Genomic DNA, 22,917 nt, shown 5'->3' with positions numbered 1-22,917 from the left:
TTGAGGGTACAGGCAGGAAATTTTGTAAACTGGCTAAATCCTTAGACGCTTTTTGCCCTAAATCAGATCATTATTCTAATAAAGATGTTACTATACTTTACATCCGGCAGGTTTTTATTGGTTCTGTGACATAGAATCCACTTCTATGATCGCATCTACAAATGCTTTTGGAGTTTCCTGTGGCAAATTGTGTCCAATCCCACCCGTCAGCGTATGATGTGCATATTTGCCTGTATATTTGGAAGCATAATTTTCCGGGGCAGGAAACGCCGCTCCGTTTGCATCGCCTTCCAGGGTAACTGTTGGGACTGTAATAGCCGGAGATTTTGCCAGTTTGGCTTCAAGCATATCATATTGTTTTTCTCCTTTAGCCAATCCCAGGCGCCAACGGTAATTGTGGATCACAATATCAACATGATCTGGATTATTGAATGCTGCGGCAGAACGTTCATAGGTCTGGTCATCAAAAGCCCATTTTGGCGAGGCAGTTTTCCATATTAATTTATTAAATGCTTCTGTATTGGCTTTATACCCTTTATATCCTCTTTCAGTTGAAAAGTAATACTGATACCACCATAAAAATTCAGCATTGGGTGAGAGAGGTTTTTCATTGGCCTTTGGACTTCCTATTAAATATCCGCTTACCGCCACCAGTCCGGAGCAGCGTTCTGGCCACAATGCTGCCATGATATCCGCTGTTCTGGCTCCCCAGTCAAATCCGCCAATGATCGCTTTATCAATTTTCAGGGCATCCATAAAAGCAATAATATCCAATGCAACAGCACTCTGCTGACCGTTGCGTTTTGTATCCGGAGATACAAAAGTAGTTGTTCCATAGCCTCTTAAATAAGGAACCAAAACACGGTAACCTTTTCCAGCAAGGATAGCAGAGGATTCTTCAAAACTATGGATATCATAGGGCCATCCATGAAGAAGGATGACGGGTTTTCCGTTTTCAGGTCCTATTTCTGCATACCCTACCTCCAACAGTCCGGCTCTGATTTTCTTTGTATTCTGGAAAGCTGATCTTACAGCTGTATTTTCCTGCGCTTTTAGAGATAACAATCCCATTCCCATAAAAATAGCGAAGGATAAAATGAATTGTATTTTTTTACTGAAATTCAATGTAGTATTCATAATAGTGATGTTTTGTAATGGTAAAACTATTGTAAAACAGAGATAGAAATAAGGGTAAATACTTTAAACTGGTCATATTGAAGGGGGAATACTGATTTTCCGGCGTTAAACCAGACAATAGCTTCCCGACTCTTCTTTCTCAGCTTTTACGATCAACTGATAAGATTTCTGATGGATAAAAAAATACCACATCTTGTAAAAACATTTTGAAAATCATTCTATTAAAAGTAAAATTGTTTATATTTAATTAGATAAAAGGCAAAGGAATTGAATGTTATGAAAGGCAGGATAATTGCACCCCTTTACAAAAACCACACAAAATAAGGCTTATGAATTTACAGTTAGATCCACATTCTAAGACTGAAAAAGAGTCTGTTGATCATTTCCGTTTGGACGTTCTGAATGGACTGCAGCATACTCCTAAAAAATTATCTTCAAAATACTTTTACGATAAAATCGGTGATCACCTTTTCCAGAAAATCATGGCTATGCCTGACTATTATCTGACCCGTTGCGAGCTGGATATTTTTAAAAATAAAACGGATGAACTTACCCGTCTCCTCATTCCTGAGAACGAATCTTTTGACTTGATTGAACTGGGAGCGGGTGACGCTATGAAATCTACCTATTTACTGGAACAGTTGATCAAAAATGGAGTTGATTTCACTTATATGCCGATTGATATTTCGGGAAATATTCTTTCGATTCTCCATAAAAAACTAAGCGGTCAGTTTCCGGAAATGAAAATCACCTGTTTGGAAGGTGATTATTTTGAGATGCTTCAAAAAGCAGCCTCATTATCTGACCGAAGAAAAGTAGTCTTGTTTTTAGGAAGCAATATCGGAAATATGACTCCGGAAGAAGCTGAAGATTTCTGTCTGCATCTGAATACCAATCTATCTTCAAAAGACCGCGTGTTGATAGGATTTGACCTTAAAAAGAATCCCCACACTATTTTGAGTGCCTATAATGATAAAGAAGGGATCACTGCTTCTTTTAATCTTAATCTTCTGACCCGCATCAACAACGAACTGGGTGGAGATTTTAATCTTGAGCAATTTCAGCATTATCAGACTTATGATCCCATCACCGGAGCCTGCAAAAGTTTTCTGGTAAGCCTTATCAGGCAGCAGGTGACTATTGATGATACCCGGATTTCATTTGAAGAAAATGAACTTATTGATATGGAAATTTCACAGAAATTCTCTGCTGAAAAGATTAAAGAATTGGGCGAAAAATCAGGTTTTACCATCACCGGAGAGATCAAAGATTCTAAAAAATGGTTTGTAGATACTGTCTGGCAGGTAAAATAAATGAACCCTTGCAATGCATCACATCTGCAAGAGTGAAAAAATGAACATCAAGCACTAAAAACAAAAAGATATGACACCAGAGATCCCCACAAAAGATATCGTGAAAAAATATGTGGATATCCGCAGACGTTCTGAAGAAATCTGCGCTCCACTGGAAATCGAAGATTATGTAGTACAGCCTATTGTAGATGTAAGCCCTCCGAAATGGCATCTTGGTCATACCACCTGGTTTTTTGAAACTTTTATTTTAATGCCAAATTTCCCCCAATACGAGGTTTTTGATCCTCAATATAATTTTGTTTTTAACAGTTACTATGAGACCATCGGAGCGCGAGTGATCCGGACCGACCGCGGAAACCTCAGCCGTCCTTCGGTTTCAGACGTGTATCTCTATAGAAAATATGTAGATGAGCAGATGAAGGCTTTTCTTCAAAGCTCGTTTATGAAAGAATCTATAGAACCACTTTTGGAGCTAGGTCTTAATCATGAACAGCAGCATCAGGAATTATTAATCACTGATATCAAATATATTCTAGGACACAACCCACTCTTCCCTTCTTATACAAAAGAAAAGCCTCAACAATATGGTTCCGCGGATCTGCAAATGCTCAGATTTTCGGAAGGAATCTATGAAATTGGTTTTGAAGGAGAAGGATTCTGTTTTGATAATGAATTAGGAAGACACAAAGTATATCTTACAGACTTTGAAATCGCCAATCAACTGGTAACCAACGGTGAATATTTAGAATTTATGGAAGCAGGTGGATATTCAGATTTCAAACACTGGCATGCGGAAGGATGGGACTGGGTGAAACAAAATTCTGCAAAATCTCCGCTATACTGGCATTATATTGAAGGTCAATGGATGAATTATACCTTAAACGGATTACAGGAAATAGATCCCAATGCCCCGGTGTGCCATATTAATTTCTACGAAGCATCTGCTTTTGCATCATGGAAAAGAATGCGTCTCCCTACTGAAGCAGAATGGGAAGCAGCTTCTCATCATTTTGATTGGGGAAGCCGTTGGGAATGGACGAATTCTGCGTATCTGCCCTATCCTCATTTTAAAAAAGAAGCAGGGGCTGTAGGCGAATATAATGGAAAATTTATGGTCAATCAAACGGTTTTACGAGGTGCTTCAGAAGCTACTCCTCCGGGGCACAGCAGAAATACGTACCGTAATTTTTTTCAAACCCATTTGAAATGGCAGTTCACAGGAATCAGGCTTGCTCAGTAATTTTTCACCGATGATCAAAGTAGAATCAATATCTAAGAGTTTTAATGGAAAAAAGGCAGTAGATCATATTTCTTTTCAGGCATTTGATCAGGAGATCCTTGTTCTTTTGGGAACCAGCGGATGTGGGAAAACAACCACCCTTAAGATGATCAACCGTCTCATAGAAGCAGATGCGGGGAATATTTTCATTGATGGTAAGAATATCCGTGATCAGAAAGCCGAGGAACTGCGGATGGGAATTGGTTTTGTAATGCAGCATTCCGGTTTATTTCCTCACTATACCATTCAACAGAATATTGCGGTAGTTCCGGAACTGCTGAAATGGGACAAAAAGAAAACGGAAAGAAGAACTCATGAGCTGTTGGCTAAACTTCATCTTTCTGAAGAGGTCCTTTCCCGATTTCCCCATGAGCTAAGCGGCGGACAGCAGCAGCGGGTGGGTATTGCAAGAGCTTTGATTGCAGACAGCCCGGTGTTACTGATGGACGAACCTTTCGGGGCTTTGGATAATATTACCAAGGCTGATATTCATTCAGAATTTAAATCCCTGGAGGATCTTAAAAACAAAACGATTGTATTGGTTACGCATGATGTACAGGAAGCATTTGATCTGGGACATCGGATATGCCTCATGGATCAGGGGAAAATTGTACAGACCGGCACTCCCAAAGAAATCCTTTACCATCCTTCCAACCATTTTGTCCGTGATTTCTTTGCTGAAAACCGGCTTTTATTAGAATATAAAGTAGCAACTTTACAACATATCAGTCCCTTCCTTAGTCCTGAAACATCATATCATGAGCTAGAAAACATCGATAATACAAGCGTATGGGATGTTTTACAACAATTAAGCTCCGGTCATCAAAATGTTGAGGTATATGAGGAGCTGATCAGAGCGTTTAATCATTATAGAAAATCACAGATTGTATGACGCAGCAGAGTCTTTGGGAATTTATTTTTGAACAGCAGGAAAAGCTGATCACCCAGGTTATTCAACACCTTGGGCTTACTTTCCTGTCCCTGCTTCTGGCTATTATTGTTGGAGTCCCTTTAGGAATCCTGATTGCCAGAAAAAAGAAACTTTCCAGTCCCGTACTGGGTATTGCTGGGATTTTACAGACCATTCCGAGTATAGCATTGCTGGGATTTATGATTCCTGTTTTTGGTATTGGTCCAAAACCAGCGATTGCAGCTTTACTGATCTATGCACTTCTTCCCATTATCCGAAATACCTATACCGGAATTACAGGGGTAGATCCGGCAGTTATTGAGGCAGCCAAAGCAATGGGAATGAACAGGAGCCAGCTTCTTTTTAAGGTAAAACTTCCTTTGGCGATGCCGGTCATCGTTGCAGGAATAAGAACCGCAGCTGTTATTAATGTGGGAGTTGCTACCTTGGCCTCTTTTGTTGCAGCAGGCGGTTTGGGAGAATTTATCTTCGGGGGTATTTCCCTTAATAATACCAATATGATTTTGGCAGGAGCTATTCCGGCAGCATTACTTGCTGTTGTATTGGATCAAACCATTGCCATGATACAAAAATCGGGATATCAATTCTTTCAAAAACTGAAATATATACTTCCCATCCTCTTTATTATTCTAGGAATAGGTTATCTACTGACTTCTGTTTCAAATCGTACGATCAAGGCTGGTTTTACCCCGGAGTTTATGGGAAGGCAGGATGGTGACCTTGGATTGCGTTCTGTATATGGACTCAACGTACATCCGCTTGTGGTAAGTGATGCTATCATGTATAAAGCAGCCTATGAAAAGGAGCTTGATCTGATCAGTGGATACTCTACAGACGGCAGAATCAAAGCTTTTGATCTATATGTATTGAATGATGATAAGAAGATATTCCCACCCTATTTTGCGGCTCCTATTATTAAAACCAAAACACTGAAAAAATTTCCGGAGCTGGAAAAGACCTTAAACCTATTAGCTGGAAAGTTCAATGATTCTATCATGACCGATTTGAATTATAGATCTGATCACCTCAATCAGACCCCGGAAAAGATTGCGAAGGATTTTTTAATCAGAAATAATCTGTATAAAAGTCCGCGAAAGGGAAATTCAGGGACGGTTCGGATTGGTTCAAAGATCTTTGGTGAACAATATATTCTCGCAGAGATGTATAAAATGCTTATTGAAGGCTATACAGATTATAAAGTAGAAACAAAAACAGGTTTGGGCGGGACCAAAATCTGTTTTGATGCTTTAACAAATGACGCCATTGATTTTTATCCTGAATATACAGGAACCGGGCTTCTGGTCCTTTTACAACCTACGAAAGAGATGATCAGCAATGTTTCCCAAAGTCCTGATAAAACCTACAGATATGTGAATTCAGAGTTTGAAAAGCAATATGGAATTCGATGGTTGCAGCCTTTAGGATTTAATAATGCTTATGCGCTGATGATGCGAAGAAAACAGGCTGAAGAGCTTCATATCAAAAGTATATCTGACCTTAAAAGGTATTTTAACGGGAAGTAAAGACTGTATTGGTATTCTTATTTTTCTAATTTCTTTCCATTGATTGTAAAATAGCTTAAGATTTTTTTTAAAATACTATCTTCGCAGGAGATAAAAAACTTGGCAATATGAAAAAAATGATATTCCTGGCTTCGGCTGTTCTTGTTCTCAATTCCTGTGTGGTAAGAACGGCTACAAAAGTGGTATCCGGAGCAGTCAGCTTAAGCTATAAAGCGGTAAAAGGTACTGTAAACGGAATCAGCTGGGCAGTAAGCAAAGCAAAGGGAAAAATTGATGAAGACCGTCTGGATGGCACCTGGAAAGTGGTAGGTGTTTATCGCGGTTCTTTTGAGGATTTCTCAAAGGATCAGAATCCCGATGGTTCATTTACTTCAGAATGCGCAGAAGGTTTTGATCAGATTATTTTCAAAGCTAAAAAGTCTAAATTCAAACCGGTGCACTGCAGTTCACAAGATGAAGATTGGGTAAAATATTCTTTAGAGTTTGGAAAAAATCCTGCCACTAAGGAAAAGGAGAATTATATAGAATACAATTCTAATAATTATATTTCGGTGGTTGATGCCAACAGTAAAACGATGATTCTGGAAGGAAACCTGATGCCTAAACTGGCATTTTCCGGAGCTAAACTCTATCTGCTGGAAAAAGTAAAATAGATTTTAAAAATCAATAAAAAAAATCCCTGTTTCTTACAATTAATAAGAACGGGGATTTTGCTTTTAAAAAATATTTCGCAGAATTATCTATTTAGATCCTTATTTCTGTTCAATATCAACTATTTTCTTTCCCTGCTCTCCCAGGTAATGAAGAACCAGTTTTTCATAGACTTTGTAACCGTCATCTACATTGGTAAATATCACAATCCCTTTTCCTGAATTGGGTAATACAATGGCAATACATCTTGTACCCTGATCCGATCCGCCATGGGATAAGGCATATTCACCATTTCCAAGATCATAGATTTCAAGACCTAATCCGAAATACTTATTTTCTTTGATTTTCACCTGTTTTTTGATCATTTCCCGGAATATTTCAGGTTTTAGGTTTTTCCCCTTCATAACGCTGACCATAAAGTTTCTGTAATCTTCTATCGTGGTATGCAGATCATCAGCAGCATTAGCTGTTTTAATTTTTTCTATTGGATAAGGATTTCCCTTTTCATTGTATCCTGTCACAAATCTTGACTCATCCGTATTCTGATCCCAAATATAGTTGGTGTCACTCATGTTGAGGGGTTGAAAGATAAGCTCTTTGGCAAGCTGTTCCAATGGCTTTCCAAATTTCTTTTCGAGGCCTTTACGAAGGTATTCAAAACCTTCTCCTGAATATTGATATTTTGTGCCGGGATCAAACTGAAAGTTCAGTTTTTTGTCAGCATTCATCCATCTCCAGTTGGGAAAACCGGTCTGATGGCTCAGAACAATCCTGGTTGTCAATTTTTTATGTCTTGGGTCGTTGATGACATCAGGATCTGTCCAATAGGCATCTAAAGGTTCATCCAATTTCCACTGTCCAGAACTTACAAGACGTAAGGCGACCATTGCTGTAACAGGTTTGGTGAGCGATGCGACATTAAAATAGGCATTTTGGGGAGCTGAAACTCCTTTTTTATAGTCTCCAAAAACTTTTACTTTCTGTAATTTTCCTCCTTCAATAATTCCTAATCCCAGGGTAGGAATATTATTTTCTTTCAACCAGCTTTGCATCGACTGGTCGTTATCAAACATGGTTTCACTATCGGTAGTTTGTTTTGGATGGTGATTAAAGCTCAATGAATTCTTAAGTTTCCACTCAGCATTTTCCAGCACCCACAGATGTGTAAACTTTGCTTCTCCTACTAATTTCTCAGTTTGACTTCCTGCCTTTTCATAGAACAGATGATCTCCATTCTGAATGGCAGCATAGATTTTTCCATCTTTATACATGGGATAAATCTCAGTGCTTTTTGCAACCAAGACTCTCTTAAGCTGATAGGTTTCCGGAGATTTACACAATCCGTTTTTAAAATCAATTATAAATTTATTTTTATCCTCAAAGCCACCTTTATCGTGATAAAATTCAAACCGGTCGCTTACCATGCTTTCCATCAGCCCGATGTTGCAGGTGTTGTAAGCGACTGAAAAAAGCAGACTGTCTTTCGACATAATTGTTCTATAAAGAGGATCTGTTTTTTCTGTCTGTGCATGAATTGTACTAAAGAGCAGAATAAAAAAGGGAAGGATAAACTGTGCCGTTTTTGTCATTATTATTTTTTTGACAAAGATTCAATTTCATTTCATTTTTCAAATAAAAATGAACCCGACAAAAACCCGACAAAGCTCTGGCGAGATTTATATCATATTGAAATTCAACTTGTAATATAATTTTTTATAACGGTCTATTTCTGCAGCATTACGAAGAATAACAAATATATTAGACAGGATAATGATGATCATAAGCACTAATGTAAGCTTTGGTCCCGGCTTTAAAAAGATTCCGAGCATGAATACAATAGGTGCCATTATCGTCCATATTATCTGAACGGAAATGATTTGTCTTACGAGACTATTTCGCTGTTTCATGGTAAACATCAGCAGCAATGGAACAAAAATATTCAGAGGGGGTAAAAGGGTAAATAATAATGAGGAAAGGTTAATGATTTTAATATAAGAGTAGTTGACAGGAATTGGAATTGGCTCTTCTTCTACTTTTATTTCCACCTCATCTGCTTCCGGAATTTCCTGAGGGGTGTCCTGCAGCAATACAGATTCTTCTATCTCCAAAGCCTGCGCAAGAGTTTTGAGGGTATACCCTTTCGGTTCTGTCCCAGCTTCTATCCTTTGAATGGTTCTTACAGAAATCCTTGATTTTTCTGATAATTCTTCCTGGGTCAGATTTTTTTGTTCTCTTATGGCTTTTAGCTTGGACATAGTATGCCTTTCAATTAATTTTCTTCAGCTAATTTACATTTTTTAATAGTAATAAAATAAAACAGCATTCTGTACGGATACAAAATGCTGTTTCTTTGGAGTATAAGTATGTTTATTTTAATAAGTCTTTTCAGAGCTCTCCAATAGTCTTTCATAGCTTTTATCTCGTTGAGAGATATAGCGTTGATATCCTGTTTCTCTTTCTACCCAGTCTGAGGGTTGTAAATAACTGAGAATAATCTTCATATCAAATTCGCTAAATCCTTCTGTAAAATTTTCTTTTTCTTTTTTAGATATAGGAGTCGGAGAAATTTTATCTTTACGGGAAGGTGCCATTTCAGGGCCTGCATATCTTTTCTTTTGGGCCTCGCCCTCATCGTCTATTTTTTTTACATCTTTTTTAAGATCTTTAATAATTTGAATATCAGTAGTTTCCATACTGTTTTCCAATCCTTTAATTTTTTGTTCTAAGGGTTCTTTTCTTTCCTGGGTTTCTCTGTTTATTTCCTGGATCTGATATTGAATATATTTACCGGATCTTGTAGGAGGTTCTGCTAATACAAGCCGCTCATATCCTGTTGCTTTACCTCCTAGCGCTGTTTCACCATGCCCGCTATCAAACCATGTGGTCATTCTGCCACCACTTTCACTTCCTTTTTCTTCCATATAGCGAACCTGATATCCCAGCATGGCCATTACTTCCAGATTACCGCTTCTGAATCCAAGATGTTTTACATTCTTAAAGTGTTCCTGAAAATAATCATACAGCTTAAACTGCCCCAAACGGGTGTTTCCTCCCCATGCTTCCAGTGCAGGAGAGTCACCTTTCCAAAATTCTGTAATATTGAATACTTTTTTGGGCTGAGACCCACCATTAATCTCATTTGCCGTTTCATCATATTTCTTGGCTCTTTCTTTCAGATATCCTTTATCTCCGGTAATGATAACGGCATCATACATGTCGGCCACTCTGTGTACAATCTGCTTGATTCCCCAATAACTGGTGTCGTGTTCTATATGAATATCACCTCCCTTTCCGCTGAAACGGGACCATAAAATCAGTAGATTATTTCCACTTGTGGGTATGCCTTGTTCTTCCAGCCATATTTTTATCGCATCATTCTGGCTTCCGTTGATTTCCCATGCATCTTTTAATTGATTCCTCATCGCCTCAGAAAAATTTTTAGCGATGTACTGGGTTCCCTCTCCTACAGGTTTATAATGATTTTTGATTATTTCTCCTGTTGATATCCCATAGGGTTTTAAAAGGCGGATAGCTTCTTTTTTCAATTTACTTGCCAGCCCGGGGCTTCTCACTTCTTCCACATCAAGAGTATGTATCCTGCTTTCATCTATTCCGGAGTTCCTGTAGAATTCTATAATTGATTTGCTGTTATCATACGGATCTTTCACATTTCCATCTTTATCAACTGTTGTAGATATTAGTACATGGTATCTTTCATTGTTTATCAATGTTGCAGCAATAGCAAACATGTCTCCTGTGGCGTATCCCGGCTGCACTATTATAAAGGGAATTACTGTTTCCGAATCTGTGTTGTTCTGGTTATTCATATAATGATTTTAAATGTTAGAATAGGTTATCAGACAAATTTCAAGGTAAAGCGGCGGCTGGTATAGAGGGGATGCACCCATTTTCAGAAACTAGGGGTTTACCCGTATTCACAGATGATGTATTTGTGTATTCATGTATTTAATTCAGTAAGCTCATGAATTATTTCTGGCTTTTATTATTCTAAAACAAAACTCATTGTTTCAAAATTTCACTCATGAGAGAATTCCCTTATTTTTTAAAAATCAGTTTTTTCCCTTAATAAAGATTTATTCTGTTTGATGAAATTTGTATCAGACAAAAGAGATCAACAATCTCACAGTGAAGACTTAATCAAAAAATAATAGTAAGGTTGAGTTGAAAGAAAAGTCTTTGAAAAAAGAGGCTTGAAAATAAAAATAATAGTAACCCATTAAAACCAGAATATGGCAGATACAGTAAACACCCAGACTACAGATGCAGTAACGCAGACTAACGTTACCGTACTTGGTGAGTCTCCCGCACAGGCTATGAGTATGCTTTACCAGATGGCCACGCATGCCAGTGGAATTTCCATTCAGAATTCTGTGACAAACCAGCAGAACTTGAACCAGCTCAACCCTGCGATTGTTGCAGATGCCATTAAAATTTTAAAAGGATAATCTAAAACCTTACAATCATGAGTGAAAACAACAGTGAAACCCAACAATCCCAGGCAGCAAATGCTACCACTCCGGCGGAGAAAGCTGTAGTATTTGTGAATAGTGAGGTACTGGCTCCCCCTAAGGGTTCTCCAATGACCGGAGTAACGAAAGTAATGATAGAACAGTCTACAGGAATGATGGTTCAGGATTTACAGTCTTTTTTAAAAGGATTTGAGCAGGTAGGTCTTATCGCATTAAGCAGACTGGCCAATAATCTACTGACCTATGGAACCACTTTCGGACCGGCTCCAGGCAGTAAAGAAACTTCTGTTCAGATGGCCGAGAATCTTCAGGGTCAGGATGCAGGAAAAGGAAATGAAATGATGAAAGACTTATTCAAAATGGTAAGTGAATATGCTGAAGTAAAGGCTAAGATTTCCAATACTATTTATAATGTCAACACGCTTCCTGTCTCAGAAGCCCTTCCTTCTCCCCCATCCTATACGGAAGTAATCCCTGAGACTGAAGATCCTGAAAAAAAAAACGAGTAGATCCGGTTTCGGAAGAAGTCTCATCAGAAAAGGAAGGTATGAGAAAAAGCTTTATCACGGCTGATCATGGGGGAAAATTAGTATTAAAATCAGTAAAACTGACACAGCCACTCGTAAAACCAGAAATTAAAGAAGCAGTCATTTCTTCGGAAGAATCTGAAGAAAATCCAAAGAAAAAAACAATAATAGCCCAACTCATTGAAAAAATTAAAATAAATAAGAGATGAATTATTCCTCAGTAACCAAACCCGCCAAAATTTTAAATCTGGAAAGTTTAAATGATTTAAATGAACGACTTTATCTGATCAAAAACAGTGAAATCAATTATCTTGACACCAAAAGTGCAGAACCTAAAAAAACGGATCACAATTCAGAGCGTTTTGTGTTTAATCTTCAGACCTCTGATATTAATATTCAGCCTACCATAAGATTGGTTAACTGTCTCAACAGAGGGGGCAAACGATACAATCATTTTCAGTCTTTTGTGGTAGAGCCTAAAGATAAATCCACGGGAATTGCCGTGATTATGGTCAAGCTGGATGATCCAAAGGTCTTTTACTGTAATGTAAGAATCCTGCCTCTTACTTCCCTGAACGAAGTTGCCGTCCCTGATTACGACTCAAAGCTTCTTACAATTAATCTTGAAAAATCAAAATGGACGCTGAAGACGGATATTACGATCACTCCCTCAGATACCGGTGAGGCACAATATTCTGTACATGATGTGGATGTAAGTGCCATTTCTGAACTGGTAACCCAAGACGAAATAGTTGCATTAAAAAGGGAGCTGGAATTTCAGGCTTCCAAGCTGATTGCTCATTATTTTCAGGAAATCCTGAGTATTGTAGTGAATGAAACCCCTCCATCCGGTAGCAAATCGCTTATCATTCCGGATGATTATATCCTCACTCTTCCTCCACACCAGTTAAAAGAAATGCTGTCTGCCAGCGCTATCTCAGCATGTATCGCTTTGGAGATTACGGGATATAACGTGGTTAAAGATCTCAACCGGGACTGGAAATCTGCGTCTGCATTTATTAATTATCTGCTGTAGTACGTTGTATCGTATTCTAAAACAAGATGTATGCGCAGAAGAATCCGCAAAAAAGCTCCCGTTCCCCAAACTCCGGTACCCGTGACGGAACCAGAAATGGTAGAAAAAGAAATCATGCCTTTTGTGTTAAGACATGAAGATGAAATTATCAGCTATATCAGAGATAAAGCTGTCAAAGAGACTATGAAGTCGCTTGCTCCTCTCCTGGAAAAGCTGGAAGAAGCCGTAAAACAGCAGGAATCTGCCCAGACTCAGATTGCCACACAAGCTCCTCCTGAAACCCCTGTGATGAACTATGAAGAGCAGCTGAAAAAGCTTCAGGAAGCGTCATCAGCAAAGGTAAAAGAGAAGGAACTCAAAATCATGGACCGAATGAATAAACTGAATGCCCGATTTGGCAATATCCGACCTTAAAAATATAAAAATCAATATATGGACGAAATTAATGTAATCATTACAGGAATGTCTACCGCTGTACCTCAGGCTATTTCCACACAGGTAAGCGCCCATTCTACCGGACAGATGCAGATCAATTCTGCGTTGAATCAACAACGGAACGCCATGAACGGGATCAGCAGTTATGTCATGGGCGTAAAAAAGATGAGTCCAAAAAATATAAAGCTCAAGCAGCTCGAGACCATTAAAAAAGAACGTTTTTAATCTAAGTCTCTAAAAACTACGGATGCGGTTTATTTCCCTGCAAAGATGAAAGCTGGTGCCCTCAATATAATACAATCAGGTCAACATTTATTTGCACTTTCTTTCAGATGCCGTCAATGGACAAAAGCAATTATTCAGAATCCATATTTAGCCCAAAGGAATCCGACATTGCCGGCATGCCTGCAGCAGGAATTTATTTTTAAGACATATATTAAAATAGAAACCGCATCCTTTTACCAAAAAAATATGCTTTAAACTCGCGCAGATTTTACAGATAGGGTTTCAACCATTGTATTCAGAGCCACCCTTCAAGTCTAATTTATTCATAACCTGTCAATACCAATGCCTTTGAAATCTATTCATCTGGAGGATCTGTGGTGAGTTTAAAAGATAGAACATAAAACTAGTTTACCTCAATAATTATTAACCGAGATCAGATCTCAAAAAAAACAATTACAATTATGCCAGTTAATGAACAAATCACAGACGCAGTAACGCAGTCTAACGTGAAAGTAGTAGGAGAATCTCCTGCAATGGCTCTAGCCAACGTGTACCAATCTGCTGCACATTCTACAGGAATCATGTTTGAAAATGCAGTAAATGCACAAAACCAGCAGAACATTTTAGGTCAGGCAGCTACCACTCAGGGTATTCTGCAGATCTACAGCCTGGATACGGTAGCAGATGCGGTTTCTATCGCTAAGATTCTTAAGCCATAGTTTTTACACTTTTTTGAGAAAAAGTCATTCTCTCAGCCGGAAAATCCGGTCGTTTTTTAACCTAAATAAACAATAATCATTATGCCAGTTAACGAACAAATCACAGATGCAGTAACACAGTCTAATGTAAAGGTAGTAGCAGAGTCTCCTGCAATGGCTATAGCTAACGTGTACCAATCTGCTGCACATTCTACGGGAATCATGTTTGAAAATGCAATGAACAACCAAAATCAGCACAACATCGTTACACAAGCAGCCACTACGCAAGGAGTCTCTCAAATCTACAGTAAGGATACCATAGCGGATGCCATCTCAATTGCTAAAATTCTTAAACCTTAATCCATTTTGCATACCGCAGAATACAACCCATTTTAGAGCCGGAACAACCGGTTATTTTAACCCCAATAAACAATAATCATTATGCCAGTAAACGAAAAAATCACAGACGCAGTAACACAATCAAACGTAAAAGTAGTAGCAGAATCTCCTGCAATGGCTTTAGCTAACGTGTATCAATCTGCTGCACATTCTACAGGAATCATGTTTGAAAATGCAGTGAATACACAAAACCAACAGAATATTGTCTCTCAGGCAGCTACTACACAGGGTATCACTCAGATCTACAGTCTGGATACCATTGCTGATGCTGTTTCTATGGCTAAAATCCTTAATCCATAATCCATTTTTGTGAACAGCTGAATTCCATTTTCCGAACAACCGGATTTTCCGGTTGTTTTTTAACCCCAATAAACAATAATCATTATGCCAGTTAACGAACAAATCACAGACGCAGTAACACAGTCGAACGTAAAGGTAGTTGCAGAATCTCCTGCAGTAGCTTTAAGCAACGTATATCAGACAGCAGCCCATTCCACAGGAATCATGTTTGAAAATGCGGTGAGCGCACAAAACCAACAGAATGTTGTCACTCAGGCAGCTACTACACAGGGTATCGCACAGATCTACAGTCTGGATACCATTGCAGATGCTGTTTCTATGGCTAAAATTCTTAATCCGTAATCCACTTTTGCGGACCTCTTTAAAACTATTATCCAAACCACCGGAAAATCCGGTTAACCTTTAACCCAATAAACAATAATCATTATGCCAGTAAACGAACAAATCACAGACGCAGTAACGCAGTCGAACGTAAAAGTAGTAGCAGAATCTCCTGCAATGGCTTTAAGTAACGTATATCAATCTGCTGCACATTCTACAGGAATCATGTTTGAAAATGCAGTGAATGCACAAAACCAACAAAACATTCTAGGTCAGGCAGCAACTACTCAGGGTATTCTGCAGATCTATAGCCTGGACACTGTAGCGGATGCAGTTTCTATTGCTAAAGTATTGAATCCTAAATTATAGTGTATTTTTAGATTTCTTGTTATCAGGGAGTACAGTCATGTGCTCCCTGATTCTTTTTTGGGTAAAAACTATTTATCAAATAATACAATTTCGTTAGGGTCTATCACCTTATTTTGCACGGCATAAATAACAAGTCCCGCCATATTTTTCACTCCCGTCTTGATCATAAGATTCGTCTTATGCGTTTCTACCGTTTTGGGTGAAATGAAAAGAGAATCTGCAATTTCCTTGGTGCTCAGCTGCTGGCAGACCAGTCGTAAAACATCTATTTCTCTTTCGGTGAGCTCATTTCTGGAAAAAGCGTGAAATTCCGGAAGTTTATTGGAAAGCTGGGTTCTCATGACATCAATCTGATCGTTAGAAAAATAATGTCCGGTATGATGAACGGTTTTGATGACCGCCAAAAGTTCCTCCAGTTCAATTTCTTTAGGTAAAAAAGCATGGGCTCCCATTTTCAGCATCTGCCCCATGAATGAACGGCGGTAGAAGCTGGAAAGAACAATAATTTTCGTTTCTGTTTCTTTTTTGCCGAGTTCGGCCATTACTTCAAGACCGTCACCGTGCGTCATTCTCAGATCCAGAATCAGAATATCTAAAGCCACAGAATCCTGCTCTGTGAGAAACTGATGCCCGCCTGTAGAAGTCAAGACAACCTGATAGTCGCCATTATTGTCGATATAATTTTTCAAAAGCTGTACAAACAGCAGATCATCATCTACAATTCCGATTTTAATTTTTGAGTGTTCCATGTTTATTTTTTATTGTATTGCCATACAGGCAATGAATTTGGTGCCTTTCTCAGGCTGGGTTTTAAGTTTATAAATAGCTTTAATTTTTTGTGCTCTCGACTCAATATTCCTCAGACCAATACCTCCAGATTGGGTTTCTATGATAAATCCACGGCCGTTATCTTCTATGGTTAGCATCAGATAGTTCAGAGATATTCTTAAGGACACGTCCACTCTGGTCGCCTCAGCATGTTTCAGGATATTGGTGATCAGTTCCTGTACGATTCTGAAAAGATTCAGTTTTACAGGACTGCTGATGGGTATTTGTATGGTAATATGCCGGAAAATCACCTCTACATTTTTATTGACCTGCTCAAGATAATCTGCTATTAAATCCGCCAGCTCAATCTCTTCAAGATCAGGTGGTGTAAGATTATGAGACAACTCCCGTATCAGCTGCATCGATTTTTTTAAATCACGATTAAGCTCTTCGGGATTTCTATCATTAAGATTCAGACGGATGAGATTCAACTGTGATATGATATTATCATGAAGTTCTTCTGCCAGGCGTTCCCTGTCCTGTTCCTGTAAAAGCAGCATATTCTCCCAATGTTCATTTTTTGTATTTCGAACCATCCGGGAGACCTTCTGTTTGTTTTTCCTGATGCTTTTTAAATAACTAATCACCAATAATGTAATGAATACCGTTGTTAAAGAAAATAGCCCAATACCGATCCATATCCATACAACTATCTGATCCTGATTTTCCCAACGCCACATCCCAGATTAATAAAAGAAATATAAAAAGACAATAGCAGGATGCCTCTGAAAAGCCAGATAGGGGCTACCCAATTCAGGTGGTTGCTGATTAAAAAATTAAAGGTAGTGGATATGAGACATTCAATAGAAAAAAACAGGAAAACAATGATGTTCACTACAAACATATCTCTATCTGTCCTGCCTTCCCTGATGATTTTCATAAAATAAGAGGCCGCATAGCTACAAATAATAACGCTGGTGATAATATTGGAATAAAAGGTAACCTGCATATCATTTTGCACATACAGCACATTCGTAATCAGGGTTAATATGGCATAACAATAGATCATCCATTTTACCTCACGGGAAAGCTGGATATAGTAATTGCTATAGATCACCGTAAGAATCATCAAACCAAAAAACTGGCTCAATGTATAATTGTAGATATTGAATGTATTTAATTTCATCAGCCGTCCGGCCAAATCAGACAGCTCCAGCATGAATTCTCCTGAAAGAAGCACAATCACAGGAATTTTTGCCCTTATTCCTTCTTTTACCAATATAATCAGCCCTGTACATAAAACGAGATTAATAATAATCTGTAAATACAGGGATAAACTGTTATACGAAAACACTGGTGCTTTGCTTCAGAAGTTGATAATCATTAAGAGTATCAATAATCGTAAAAGGAGGTCTTGGAGTAGAATAATTTTCTGCGGTTTCGCTCATATGATTAATCGCCAGACTTTTCACTGTAATAATTTCTATATGATAAGGAAAATCTGAATCTTTTTTTACTAAATCATCAGTAAGTCCAAAGAAACTGATACACGTCTGCCCTCCTGTAATCCCCATATTTTCATAATCTGAAAACGGTATGGAAATCAACTGAAAAATATCTTCTGTTTTCTGAGACTGCAGCCACGAAGTACCAAACATATTCCATCTAAAGTTTCGGTTAATGGCAGATTCTGCAGTAATTGGAGGAACCTCAACCAAAATATCATTGTTGCTTTCTATTTTTGATTCACTAAAATCACGTAAAAAATCTTTGATAAGGATGGTACTGAAGTTGGCATCTTTATCACTTTTAGAATCAATCAGGAAAAATTTTACCTGCCCATCATGAATCCCTACATAGGCATGAATCATTTTCGGTTCTGTGATTTCAAGATTTTTTTTCCATTGTTCAATTTCTTCACCCGAAACGCTGAAGTGAGTTCCCTGATTCAAATAATTCAAAATTTCTGCTCCATTCATATCAATTCCGTTTTTGTAAGAATCAATAAGATTTTTCCATTTTCTGATAGCTTCAAAAATGTTTTCAGTAGTCATGATAATATTTATTTGTGAATGATAATTATTTTATGTGTTGAAATTTACAAAAAAAACAGACTGATATTTATTTTTAAATCACATTCAAGTGGAAAATGAATTTTAATTGAATAAAAATGAATTTTTCTTTTGTTTTTCATAAAATTAAATCAGAAACACCCCGTATCTTTGCACCGGAAACCTTCTCATTTAAATAAGTACTGTCATGATTCCATTCCACGAGCTCATATTTTTCATTCTGGCTGCACTCATTTTAGTCATCAGCCCTGGCCCCAATATGATTTATCTGATTTCAAAATCCATCACACAGGGGAAAAAGTCTGGGTTTATCTCGTTAGCCGGAGTCGTATGCGGATTTTTATTCCATATCATCATGGTTTCCTTTGGTCTTACTGCTGTTTTGCTGGCGGTTCCATTGGCGTATACGGTTCTTAAAACACTGGGAACTGTATATCTTTTATACCTTGCTTATCAGGCTGTCAAACCCAAGAGCAGGAATATCTTTGATGTTGACAAAAATGTTGCTCATGACGGTCCCAAAAAGCTTTTCACTATTGGTTTTTTAACGAATGTATTAAATCCAAAAGTGGCGGTATTTTACCTATCCTTTTTTCCTCAGTTCATCAAACCTGAGTATGGTTCTGTGTTCACACAAAGCCTGGAATTGGGAGTCATTCAGGTTTTGATCAGCTTCAGCATCAATTTCATCATTGTATTAACTGCTGCAAGAGTGGCATTATTCTTTTCTAATAATCCGGTCTGGATAAAAATTCAGAAATGGTTTATGGCCAGCGTACTTACCTACTTAGCCATAAAAATGGCATTTTCAAAAGCAAAATAAATCCGGAACAGGTTACTTTCTGTTCCGAATTCTAATGTATATTCATATAAAAACGTAATCTAAGGGGGCCGTTATGATATGTCCGGCAAATTTGAGACTAATATGGCGAATGTAAAACCGTGGAAATACGTAATTTTACCATTAAGTATTTCTTCTAATCAGAGGATAGATTATATTTCCTGTGCCTTCTTTTATAGTGCTTTAAGATGAAACATACAATTCCAACTTATGATTTGAGTGGTATTTCCCACCATAGATTCCATGTCAAAAGGATGGATAAACGTACTCAGGATGCTGAGGATATACTTCTGGATAAAGGCATACACAGAGACAGTCATTACATTTTTACCTGTATGGAAAGCGGACATGTGAAAATGATGGTCGATTTTAAAATCATTGAAAAAAAAGGGCCTACTATTTTCTGTGTATTACCGGGTCAGGTACATCAGGGATTATTGATGAAGGAGGTTTGTGGATGGTTCGTAGCCGTTAAAGCAGAACTTGTACCCGATGTGGTACGTTCTTTTTTCCAGGAATCGATGGTTGAAATACAGCCTCTCACCATTGACAAAGGTCTTATCAAAAAAATAAATACAGCAGCCGGTTTACTTCATGACTCCTATACTCATGAAATGCTTTCTTCTAAAGAAGGGTTTCTGGTAACTCAATCTTTGCTTAATGCATTCCTGGGAATGTTTGCTCTAATGTATTCCCAAAACAATATTACTCAGGCTTCCAACGAAAGCCGTGCTTTACAGGTATCTAGAGCATTCAGAAATTTGGTGCGAAAAGAATTCAAAACCTTGAAAAGTCCATCAGAATATGCTGGAATTTTAAATATTACAAGAGGATACTTAACGGAAACTGTCCGTGAAGCAACAGGAAAACCTGCACAGCACTGGATTCATCAGGAAATTTTAATCGAAGCCAAAAGACTATTGGTTTTTACGGATCTGAGCATAAAAGAAGTTGCCTACGAGCTGGGATATATTGACCACACCTACTTCAGCCGTTTATTTTCTAAACTGGAAGATCAATCTCCGTCGGCATTTCGTGATGAAAATAAAAAATAACAACCCAACCACGAATAGTCCAATCAATTCCCCGAAACTGCTATCGGTATTTTCTGATTTTGCAACGTCCTTTGCAATAAAAATAATTTATGCCAAGCCTACCAAAATGGATCAATGACACTGTAGAAAATGTTTGGTCCTCAAAATTTAAAGACTGTACCGTTACCCATATAGAAAAAATCACAGACGATCTTCGCCTGATACGTTTTGAAACAGATTTACAGGACGTCCCTTATGAGCCTGCTTATGCAATAGGAATAAGAATTAATGACAGGGATTTCCGTAATTATTCTCCTTTCAACTTCAACAGGGAAATGGGGACTTTCGATGTCTTATTTCATCTTCATGATGCTACTGCAGCCGGGAGCAATTTTATAACCAATCTATCTTTAGGAGATTCCATAAAACTTTTAATGCCAAGAGGAAAACAATTCTTTATTCCCAACGCCAAAATTCATTTTTCTGTAGGGGATGAAACTTCATTGGGAAGTTCTCTTTCCATCAAAGAAGCTGTGGAGGATTATGGTTCGTTATTTATATGCCTTCACGAGCTGGAAGAAACTTCTGCTTTGGAAAAACTGAATCTATATGGTTATCATTGTCCTAAAAATAATACGATGAAAATGATAGAAGCTCTCAACGATTTTCTGCGGGAGGAAAAAGAGACCATCTACGATGATGAAGTCATTTTTTACCTCACCGGAAACGGAGAAAGGATGTCTCTGATCAGAAAATTCCTTAAAGCCAAAGGAGTTTCTGCACGATGTATAAAATCTCAGGCGTATTGGATTGAAGGGAAAAAAGGTTTGTAAAAAGTGAAAAATATCAACCTTTCTCTCCAAATAATGAAACGTTGTCCGACAATAGAAAAGAAAATTATTGCCGGATACCGTTTTCATTATATTTTTTTTTTGAAAAGAATTTCTTTTGGATTATTTCTGTTTCCTACCCAATACCTTCACTTTTTTCAGCCAGTGATCACGCTGCTCTTCTTTAAAATTTCTGATGATTCCAATATAAGTTACTTTCACTGGTTTTACCCCACAGTATTCAAGTATCGATTTCTTAAGCTGATTCACACTGGGTCTGCCAAAAAACAAACGATAATACCATCCCGGCTGATCTAATGTGGTAAGAATATGTGCTGTTTTACCTTTTAAAAGTTTATCCCACCATACAGAATTTTCCCGGTATTTATAAGCCATTCCCGGTAAAAAAAGACGGTCTATAAATCCTTTCATCACTGCAGGAAATCCGCCCCACCAGACAGGATGTATCCAAACCAGATGATCTGCCCACTGAATGATTTCCCATGCTTTTAATAAATCTGGTTCAAGTTCCATTCTTTTCTGGTATCCAAACTTCAGATTAGGATTGAAATTTAAGTCCTTTATGACAATTTCTTTTACTTCTGCTCCTGTTTCTATGGCTCCCGCTCTGTACGCTTTTGCAACTCCAAAGTTGAAAGAATCTCTGTTGGGATGCCCGTTGATAATCGCTATTTTCTTCATTGTGTTACACTGATATTAATAGAATCATAAGCATGAAGCTGTGCCAGCAATGATGAGGGCTCATGCAGCTGATGACTGAAATACACCTTATTTTCATGAGGGTTTCTAAAGATTTCTTCCGCATGCAGAACCGCAGATAAAGCAGTCAGTTCTGCCTGACCTTTTATACTCTGCAAACTCAGTTTTTTTTGTCCGGACTGATTGTTGACTACAATTTCAAAGACAGCCTGATCTCCATTTCCGCTCGATCCAAAAATCATTTTTCTCTCCTTTAAAGATAAAATATTATAGATTCTTACATATTGAAATGCCCCAAGCAGCCAGGTAATGAATTTTGAATTATAAGTCATTTTCACACTTACATCAGAAATTCTTTCTACTTTGTTGAGGATATACAGATCGGGAACGTCAAAATTATAGGCATTTCTCTTTCCTATTCCAAAGGAAAAATGAAAGTTTTCTGTATCTAAAAAATGTCTGATAGAAACTGGTTTATCATTCTTATAATGGACAAAAGGAACCGCTACATTTTCCGCCATAAAGTGAGCAGAACTCTCTCCTGCCAGATCTTTCACCGAATAATATACATAGAGCTTTACTTCATTAATATCCCCTGAATCCGAAAGGACATTCACCAATCCAGGGACAATCCCGCCCATCCAGCCGGAGCTGAATACAATCCTGCTGTTTACATCTGCTTTTCCGGCAATATGATACGCTTTTACCAAAGCCAGGGTAGGTTTTGTAATATCAAGATAATCTATTTTGTGATCGATAGCGAAACGAAGAACGTGATCTTCTTTATCATTCACAGAAAGAATGATGAGATTTATTTTTTTATCAGAAATGGCTTTAAACGAAGAGGGATCTGTAACATCAATCTTCAGATCTTTATCTGTTTTACCTCCTTTTCTTCCCCCAATAAAAATGGTGATATGAGGATTTCTTGACTGCAGTATTCTTGCAATCGTTTTACCTACCAATCCGTTTCCTCCAATAATCAGAATATTTTGCTCCATAATTTTTTTGACAAAAG

29 protein-coding genes are annotated in these 22,917 nt (G+C 37.9%); 19 read left to right on the top strand and 10 right to left on the bottom strand.

Annotated elements, in window-relative coordinates:
• Window positions 1–114: 114 nt before the first annotated feature.
• Window positions 115–1,137 (bottom strand): alpha/beta fold hydrolase, encoded by a 1,023-nt coding sequence (locus tag LF886_RS08545; protein WP_236853706.1) that lies wholly within the window; start codon window positions 1,135–1,137, stop codon window positions 115–117.
• 329 nt (window positions 1,138–1,466) lie between these two features.
• Here LF886_RS08545 and egtD point away from each other — a divergent pair, with 329 nt between their 5' ends.
• The 5 genes from egtD (at window position 1,467) to LF886_RS08520 (ending at window position 6,836) form a co-directional block, all read left to right on the top strand.
• Entirely contained in the window at window positions 1,467–2,450 is a 984-nt protein-coding gene (gene egtD, locus LF886_RS08540; protein WP_236853705.1) for an L-histidine N(alpha)-methyltransferase, read from the top strand.
• Between the two features lie 70 nt (window positions 2,451–2,520).
• Window positions 2,521–3,690: an ergothioneine biosynthesis protein EgtB gene (egtB, locus tag LF886_RS08535; protein WP_236853704.1), complete on the top strand. Its 1,170-nt coding sequence runs from the start codon at window positions 2,521–2,523 to the stop codon at window positions 3,688–3,690.
• 10 nt (window positions 3,691–3,700) lie between these two features.
• Window positions 3,701–4,621 carry an ABC transporter ATP-binding protein gene (locus tag LF886_RS08530; protein WP_236853703.1) on the top strand — a complete coding sequence of 307 codons (921 nt, stop codon included), beginning with the start codon at window positions 3,701–3,703 and terminating at the stop codon, window positions 4,619–4,621.
• Window positions 4,618–6,183: an ABC transporter permease/substrate-binding protein gene (locus LF886_RS08525; RefSeq protein WP_236853702.1), complete on the top strand. Its 1,566-nt coding sequence runs from the start codon at window positions 4,618–4,620 to the stop codon at window positions 6,181–6,183. Before LF886_RS08530 ends, LF886_RS08525 begins: the two co-directional genes overlap by 4 nt.
• 107 nt (window positions 6,184–6,290) lie before the next feature.
• Window positions 6,291–6,836 carry a hypothetical protein gene (locus LF886_RS08520; protein WP_236853701.1) on the top strand — a complete coding sequence of 182 codons (546 nt, stop codon included), beginning with the start codon at window positions 6,291–6,293 and terminating at the stop codon, window positions 6,834–6,836.
• Window positions 6,837–6,935: 99 nt separating this feature from the next.
• Here the strand turns inward: LF886_RS08520 and LF886_RS08515 are convergent, their stop codons facing one another.
• From LF886_RS08515 to LF886_RS08505, 3 genes are all read right to left on the bottom strand, one after another.
• The gene (locus tag LF886_RS08515; RefSeq protein WP_236853700.1) at window positions 6,936–8,423 is read right to left on the bottom strand and encodes a class A beta-lactamase-related serine hydrolase; all 1,488 of its coding nucleotides are present in this window, start codon (window positions 8,421–8,423) and stop codon (window positions 6,936–6,938) included.
• 87 nt (window positions 8,424–8,510) lie between these two features.
• Window positions 8,511–9,089 (bottom strand): helix-turn-helix domain-containing protein, encoded by a 579-nt coding sequence (locus LF886_RS08510; protein ID WP_236853699.1) that lies wholly within the window; start codon window positions 9,087–9,089, stop codon window positions 8,511–8,513.
• A 117-nt stretch (window positions 9,090–9,206) separates the two neighbouring features.
• Window positions 9,207–10,661, bottom strand: coding sequence for a hypothetical protein (locus tag LF886_RS08505; RefSeq protein ID WP_236853698.1), 1,455 nt, complete (start codon window positions 10,659–10,661; stop codon window positions 9,207–9,209).
• A gap of 423 nt (window positions 10,662–11,084) precedes the next feature.
• On the opposite strand from LF886_RS08505, the gene LF886_RS08500 reads away from it, so the two are divergent.
• From LF886_RS08500 to LF886_RS08450, 11 genes are all read left to right on the top strand, one after another.
• On the top strand, window positions 11,085–11,300 hold the full coding sequence (locus tag LF886_RS08500) for a RebB family R body protein (RefSeq protein WP_047433885.1): 216 nt from the start codon (window positions 11,085–11,087) through the stop codon (window positions 11,298–11,300).
• 17 nt (window positions 11,301–11,317) lie between these two features.
• Window positions 11,318–11,833 carry a hypothetical protein gene (locus tag LF886_RS08495; protein WP_236853697.1) on the top strand — a complete coding sequence of 172 codons (516 nt, stop codon included), beginning with the start codon at window positions 11,318–11,320 and terminating at the stop codon, window positions 11,831–11,833.
• Window positions 11,834–11,871: 38 nt separating this feature from the next.
• Window positions 11,872–12,060 (top strand): hypothetical protein, encoded by a 189-nt coding sequence (locus tag LF886_RS08490; protein WP_236853696.1) that lies wholly within the window; start codon window positions 11,872–11,874, stop codon window positions 12,058–12,060.
• A complete protein-coding gene (locus LF886_RS08485; protein ID WP_236853695.1) occupies window positions 12,057–12,887 on the top strand; it encodes a hypothetical protein in 831 nt (276 codons plus the stop codon). The genes LF886_RS08490 and LF886_RS08485 overlap by 4 nt, the downstream gene beginning before the upstream one ends.
• Window positions 12,888–12,917: 30 nt before the next feature.
• A complete protein-coding gene (locus tag LF886_RS08480) occupies window positions 12,918–13,301 on the top strand; it encodes a hypothetical protein (protein WP_124533675.1) in 384 nt (127 codons plus the stop codon).
• An 18-nt stretch (window positions 13,302–13,319) separates the two neighbouring features.
• Window positions 13,320–13,547 carry a RebB family R body protein gene (locus LF886_RS08475; protein WP_236853694.1) on the top strand — a complete coding sequence of 76 codons (228 nt, stop codon included), beginning with the start codon at window positions 13,320–13,322 and terminating at the stop codon, window positions 13,545–13,547.
• 461 nt (window positions 13,548–14,008) lie between these two features.
• Window positions 14,009–14,266 carry a RebB family R body protein gene (locus LF886_RS08470; RefSeq protein ID WP_047378383.1) on the top strand — a complete coding sequence of 86 codons (258 nt, stop codon included), beginning with the start codon at window positions 14,009–14,011 and terminating at the stop codon, window positions 14,264–14,266.
• Between the two features lie 81 nt (window positions 14,267–14,347).
• Window positions 14,348–14,605, top strand: coding sequence for a RebB family R body protein (locus tag LF886_RS08465; RefSeq protein ID WP_410685556.1), 258 nt, complete (start codon window positions 14,348–14,350; stop codon window positions 14,603–14,605).
• A gap of 81 nt (window positions 14,606–14,686) precedes the next feature.
• A complete protein-coding gene (locus tag LF886_RS08460) occupies window positions 14,687–14,944 on the top strand; it encodes a RebB family R body protein (RefSeq protein WP_047378385.1) in 258 nt (85 codons plus the stop codon).
• An 84-nt stretch (window positions 14,945–15,028) separates the two neighbouring features.
• Window positions 15,029–15,286, top strand: a complete 258-nt coding sequence (locus tag LF886_RS08455) for a RebB family R body protein (RefSeq protein ID WP_103232200.1) — start codon at window positions 15,029–15,031, stop codon at window positions 15,284–15,286.
• Window positions 15,287–15,370: 84 nt separating this feature from the next.
• Window positions 15,371–15,634: a RebB family R body protein gene (locus LF886_RS08450; protein ID WP_047378387.1), complete on the top strand. Its 264-nt coding sequence runs from the start codon at window positions 15,371–15,373 to the stop codon at window positions 15,632–15,634.
• Window positions 15,635–15,702: 68 nt separating this feature from the next.
• Here LF886_RS08450 and LF886_RS08445 read toward each other — a convergent pair whose 3' ends face one another.
• The 4 genes from LF886_RS08445 to LF886_RS08430 all read right to left on the bottom strand — a co-directional run bounded on the left by LF886_RS08445 (window position 15,703) and on the right by LF886_RS08430 (window position 18,456).
• The gene (locus LF886_RS08445; RefSeq protein ID WP_236853693.1) at window positions 15,703–16,383 is read right to left on the bottom strand and encodes a response regulator transcription factor; all 681 of its coding nucleotides are present in this window, start codon (window positions 16,381–16,383) and stop codon (window positions 15,703–15,705) included.
• Between the two features lie 9 nt (window positions 16,384–16,392).
• Window positions 16,393–16,998: a sensor histidine kinase gene (locus LF886_RS08440; RefSeq protein ID WP_236853692.1), complete on the bottom strand. Its 606-nt coding sequence runs from the start codon at window positions 16,996–16,998 to the stop codon at window positions 16,393–16,395.
• A 113-nt stretch (window positions 16,999–17,111) separates the two neighbouring features.
• Window positions 17,112–17,756, bottom strand: a complete 645-nt coding sequence (locus tag LF886_RS08435; RefSeq protein ID WP_236853691.1) for a hypothetical protein — start codon at window positions 17,754–17,756, stop codon at window positions 17,112–17,114.
• Entirely contained in the window at window positions 17,743–18,456 is a 714-nt protein-coding gene (locus LF886_RS08430) for a hypothetical protein (RefSeq protein WP_236853690.1), read from the bottom strand. The genes LF886_RS08435 and LF886_RS08430 overlap by 14 nt, the downstream gene beginning before the upstream one ends.
• A 205-nt stretch (window positions 18,457–18,661) precedes the next feature.
• Between LF886_RS08430 and LF886_RS08425 the strand changes: the two genes are divergently transcribed.
• The 3 genes from LF886_RS08425 (at window position 18,662) to LF886_RS08415 (ending at window position 21,182) form a co-directional block, all read left to right on the top strand.
• Window positions 18,662–19,297, top strand: coding sequence for a LysE family translocator (locus tag LF886_RS08425; RefSeq protein WP_236853689.1), 636 nt, complete (start codon window positions 18,662–18,664; stop codon window positions 19,295–19,297).
• A gap of 206 nt (window positions 19,298–19,503) precedes the next feature.
• Entirely contained in the window at window positions 19,504–20,370 is an 867-nt protein-coding gene (locus tag LF886_RS08420; protein ID WP_236853688.1) for a helix-turn-helix domain-containing protein, read from the top strand.
• 89 nt (window positions 20,371–20,459) lie between these two features.
• Window positions 20,460–21,182: an FAD-binding oxidoreductase gene (locus LF886_RS08415; protein ID WP_236853687.1), complete on the top strand. Its 723-nt coding sequence runs from the start codon at window positions 20,460–20,462 to the stop codon at window positions 21,180–21,182.
• A gap of 120 nt (window positions 21,183–21,302) precedes the next feature.
• Here LF886_RS08415 and LF886_RS08410 read toward each other — a convergent pair whose 3' ends face one another.
• Both LF886_RS08410 and LF886_RS08405 read right to left on the bottom strand, forming a co-directional pair.
• Window positions 21,303–21,881 (bottom strand): NAD(P)H-dependent oxidoreductase, encoded by a 579-nt coding sequence (locus LF886_RS08410; RefSeq protein WP_236853686.1) that lies wholly within the window; start codon window positions 21,879–21,881, stop codon window positions 21,303–21,305.
• A complete protein-coding gene (locus tag LF886_RS08405; protein ID WP_236853685.1) occupies window positions 21,878–22,900 on the bottom strand; it encodes an NAD-dependent epimerase/dehydratase family protein in 1,023 nt (340 codons plus the stop codon). Before LF886_RS08405 ends, LF886_RS08410 begins: the two co-directional genes overlap by 4 nt.
• Window positions 22,901–22,917 lie beyond the last annotated feature (17 nt).

Source organism: Chryseobacterium sp. MEBOG07 (genome assembly GCF_021869745.1).
Lineage (GTDB): Bacteria > Bacteroidota > Bacteroidia > Flavobacteriales > Weeksellaceae > Chryseobacterium > Chryseobacterium viscerum.
This window is presented reverse-complemented; position numbering and strand designations above follow the sequence as displayed.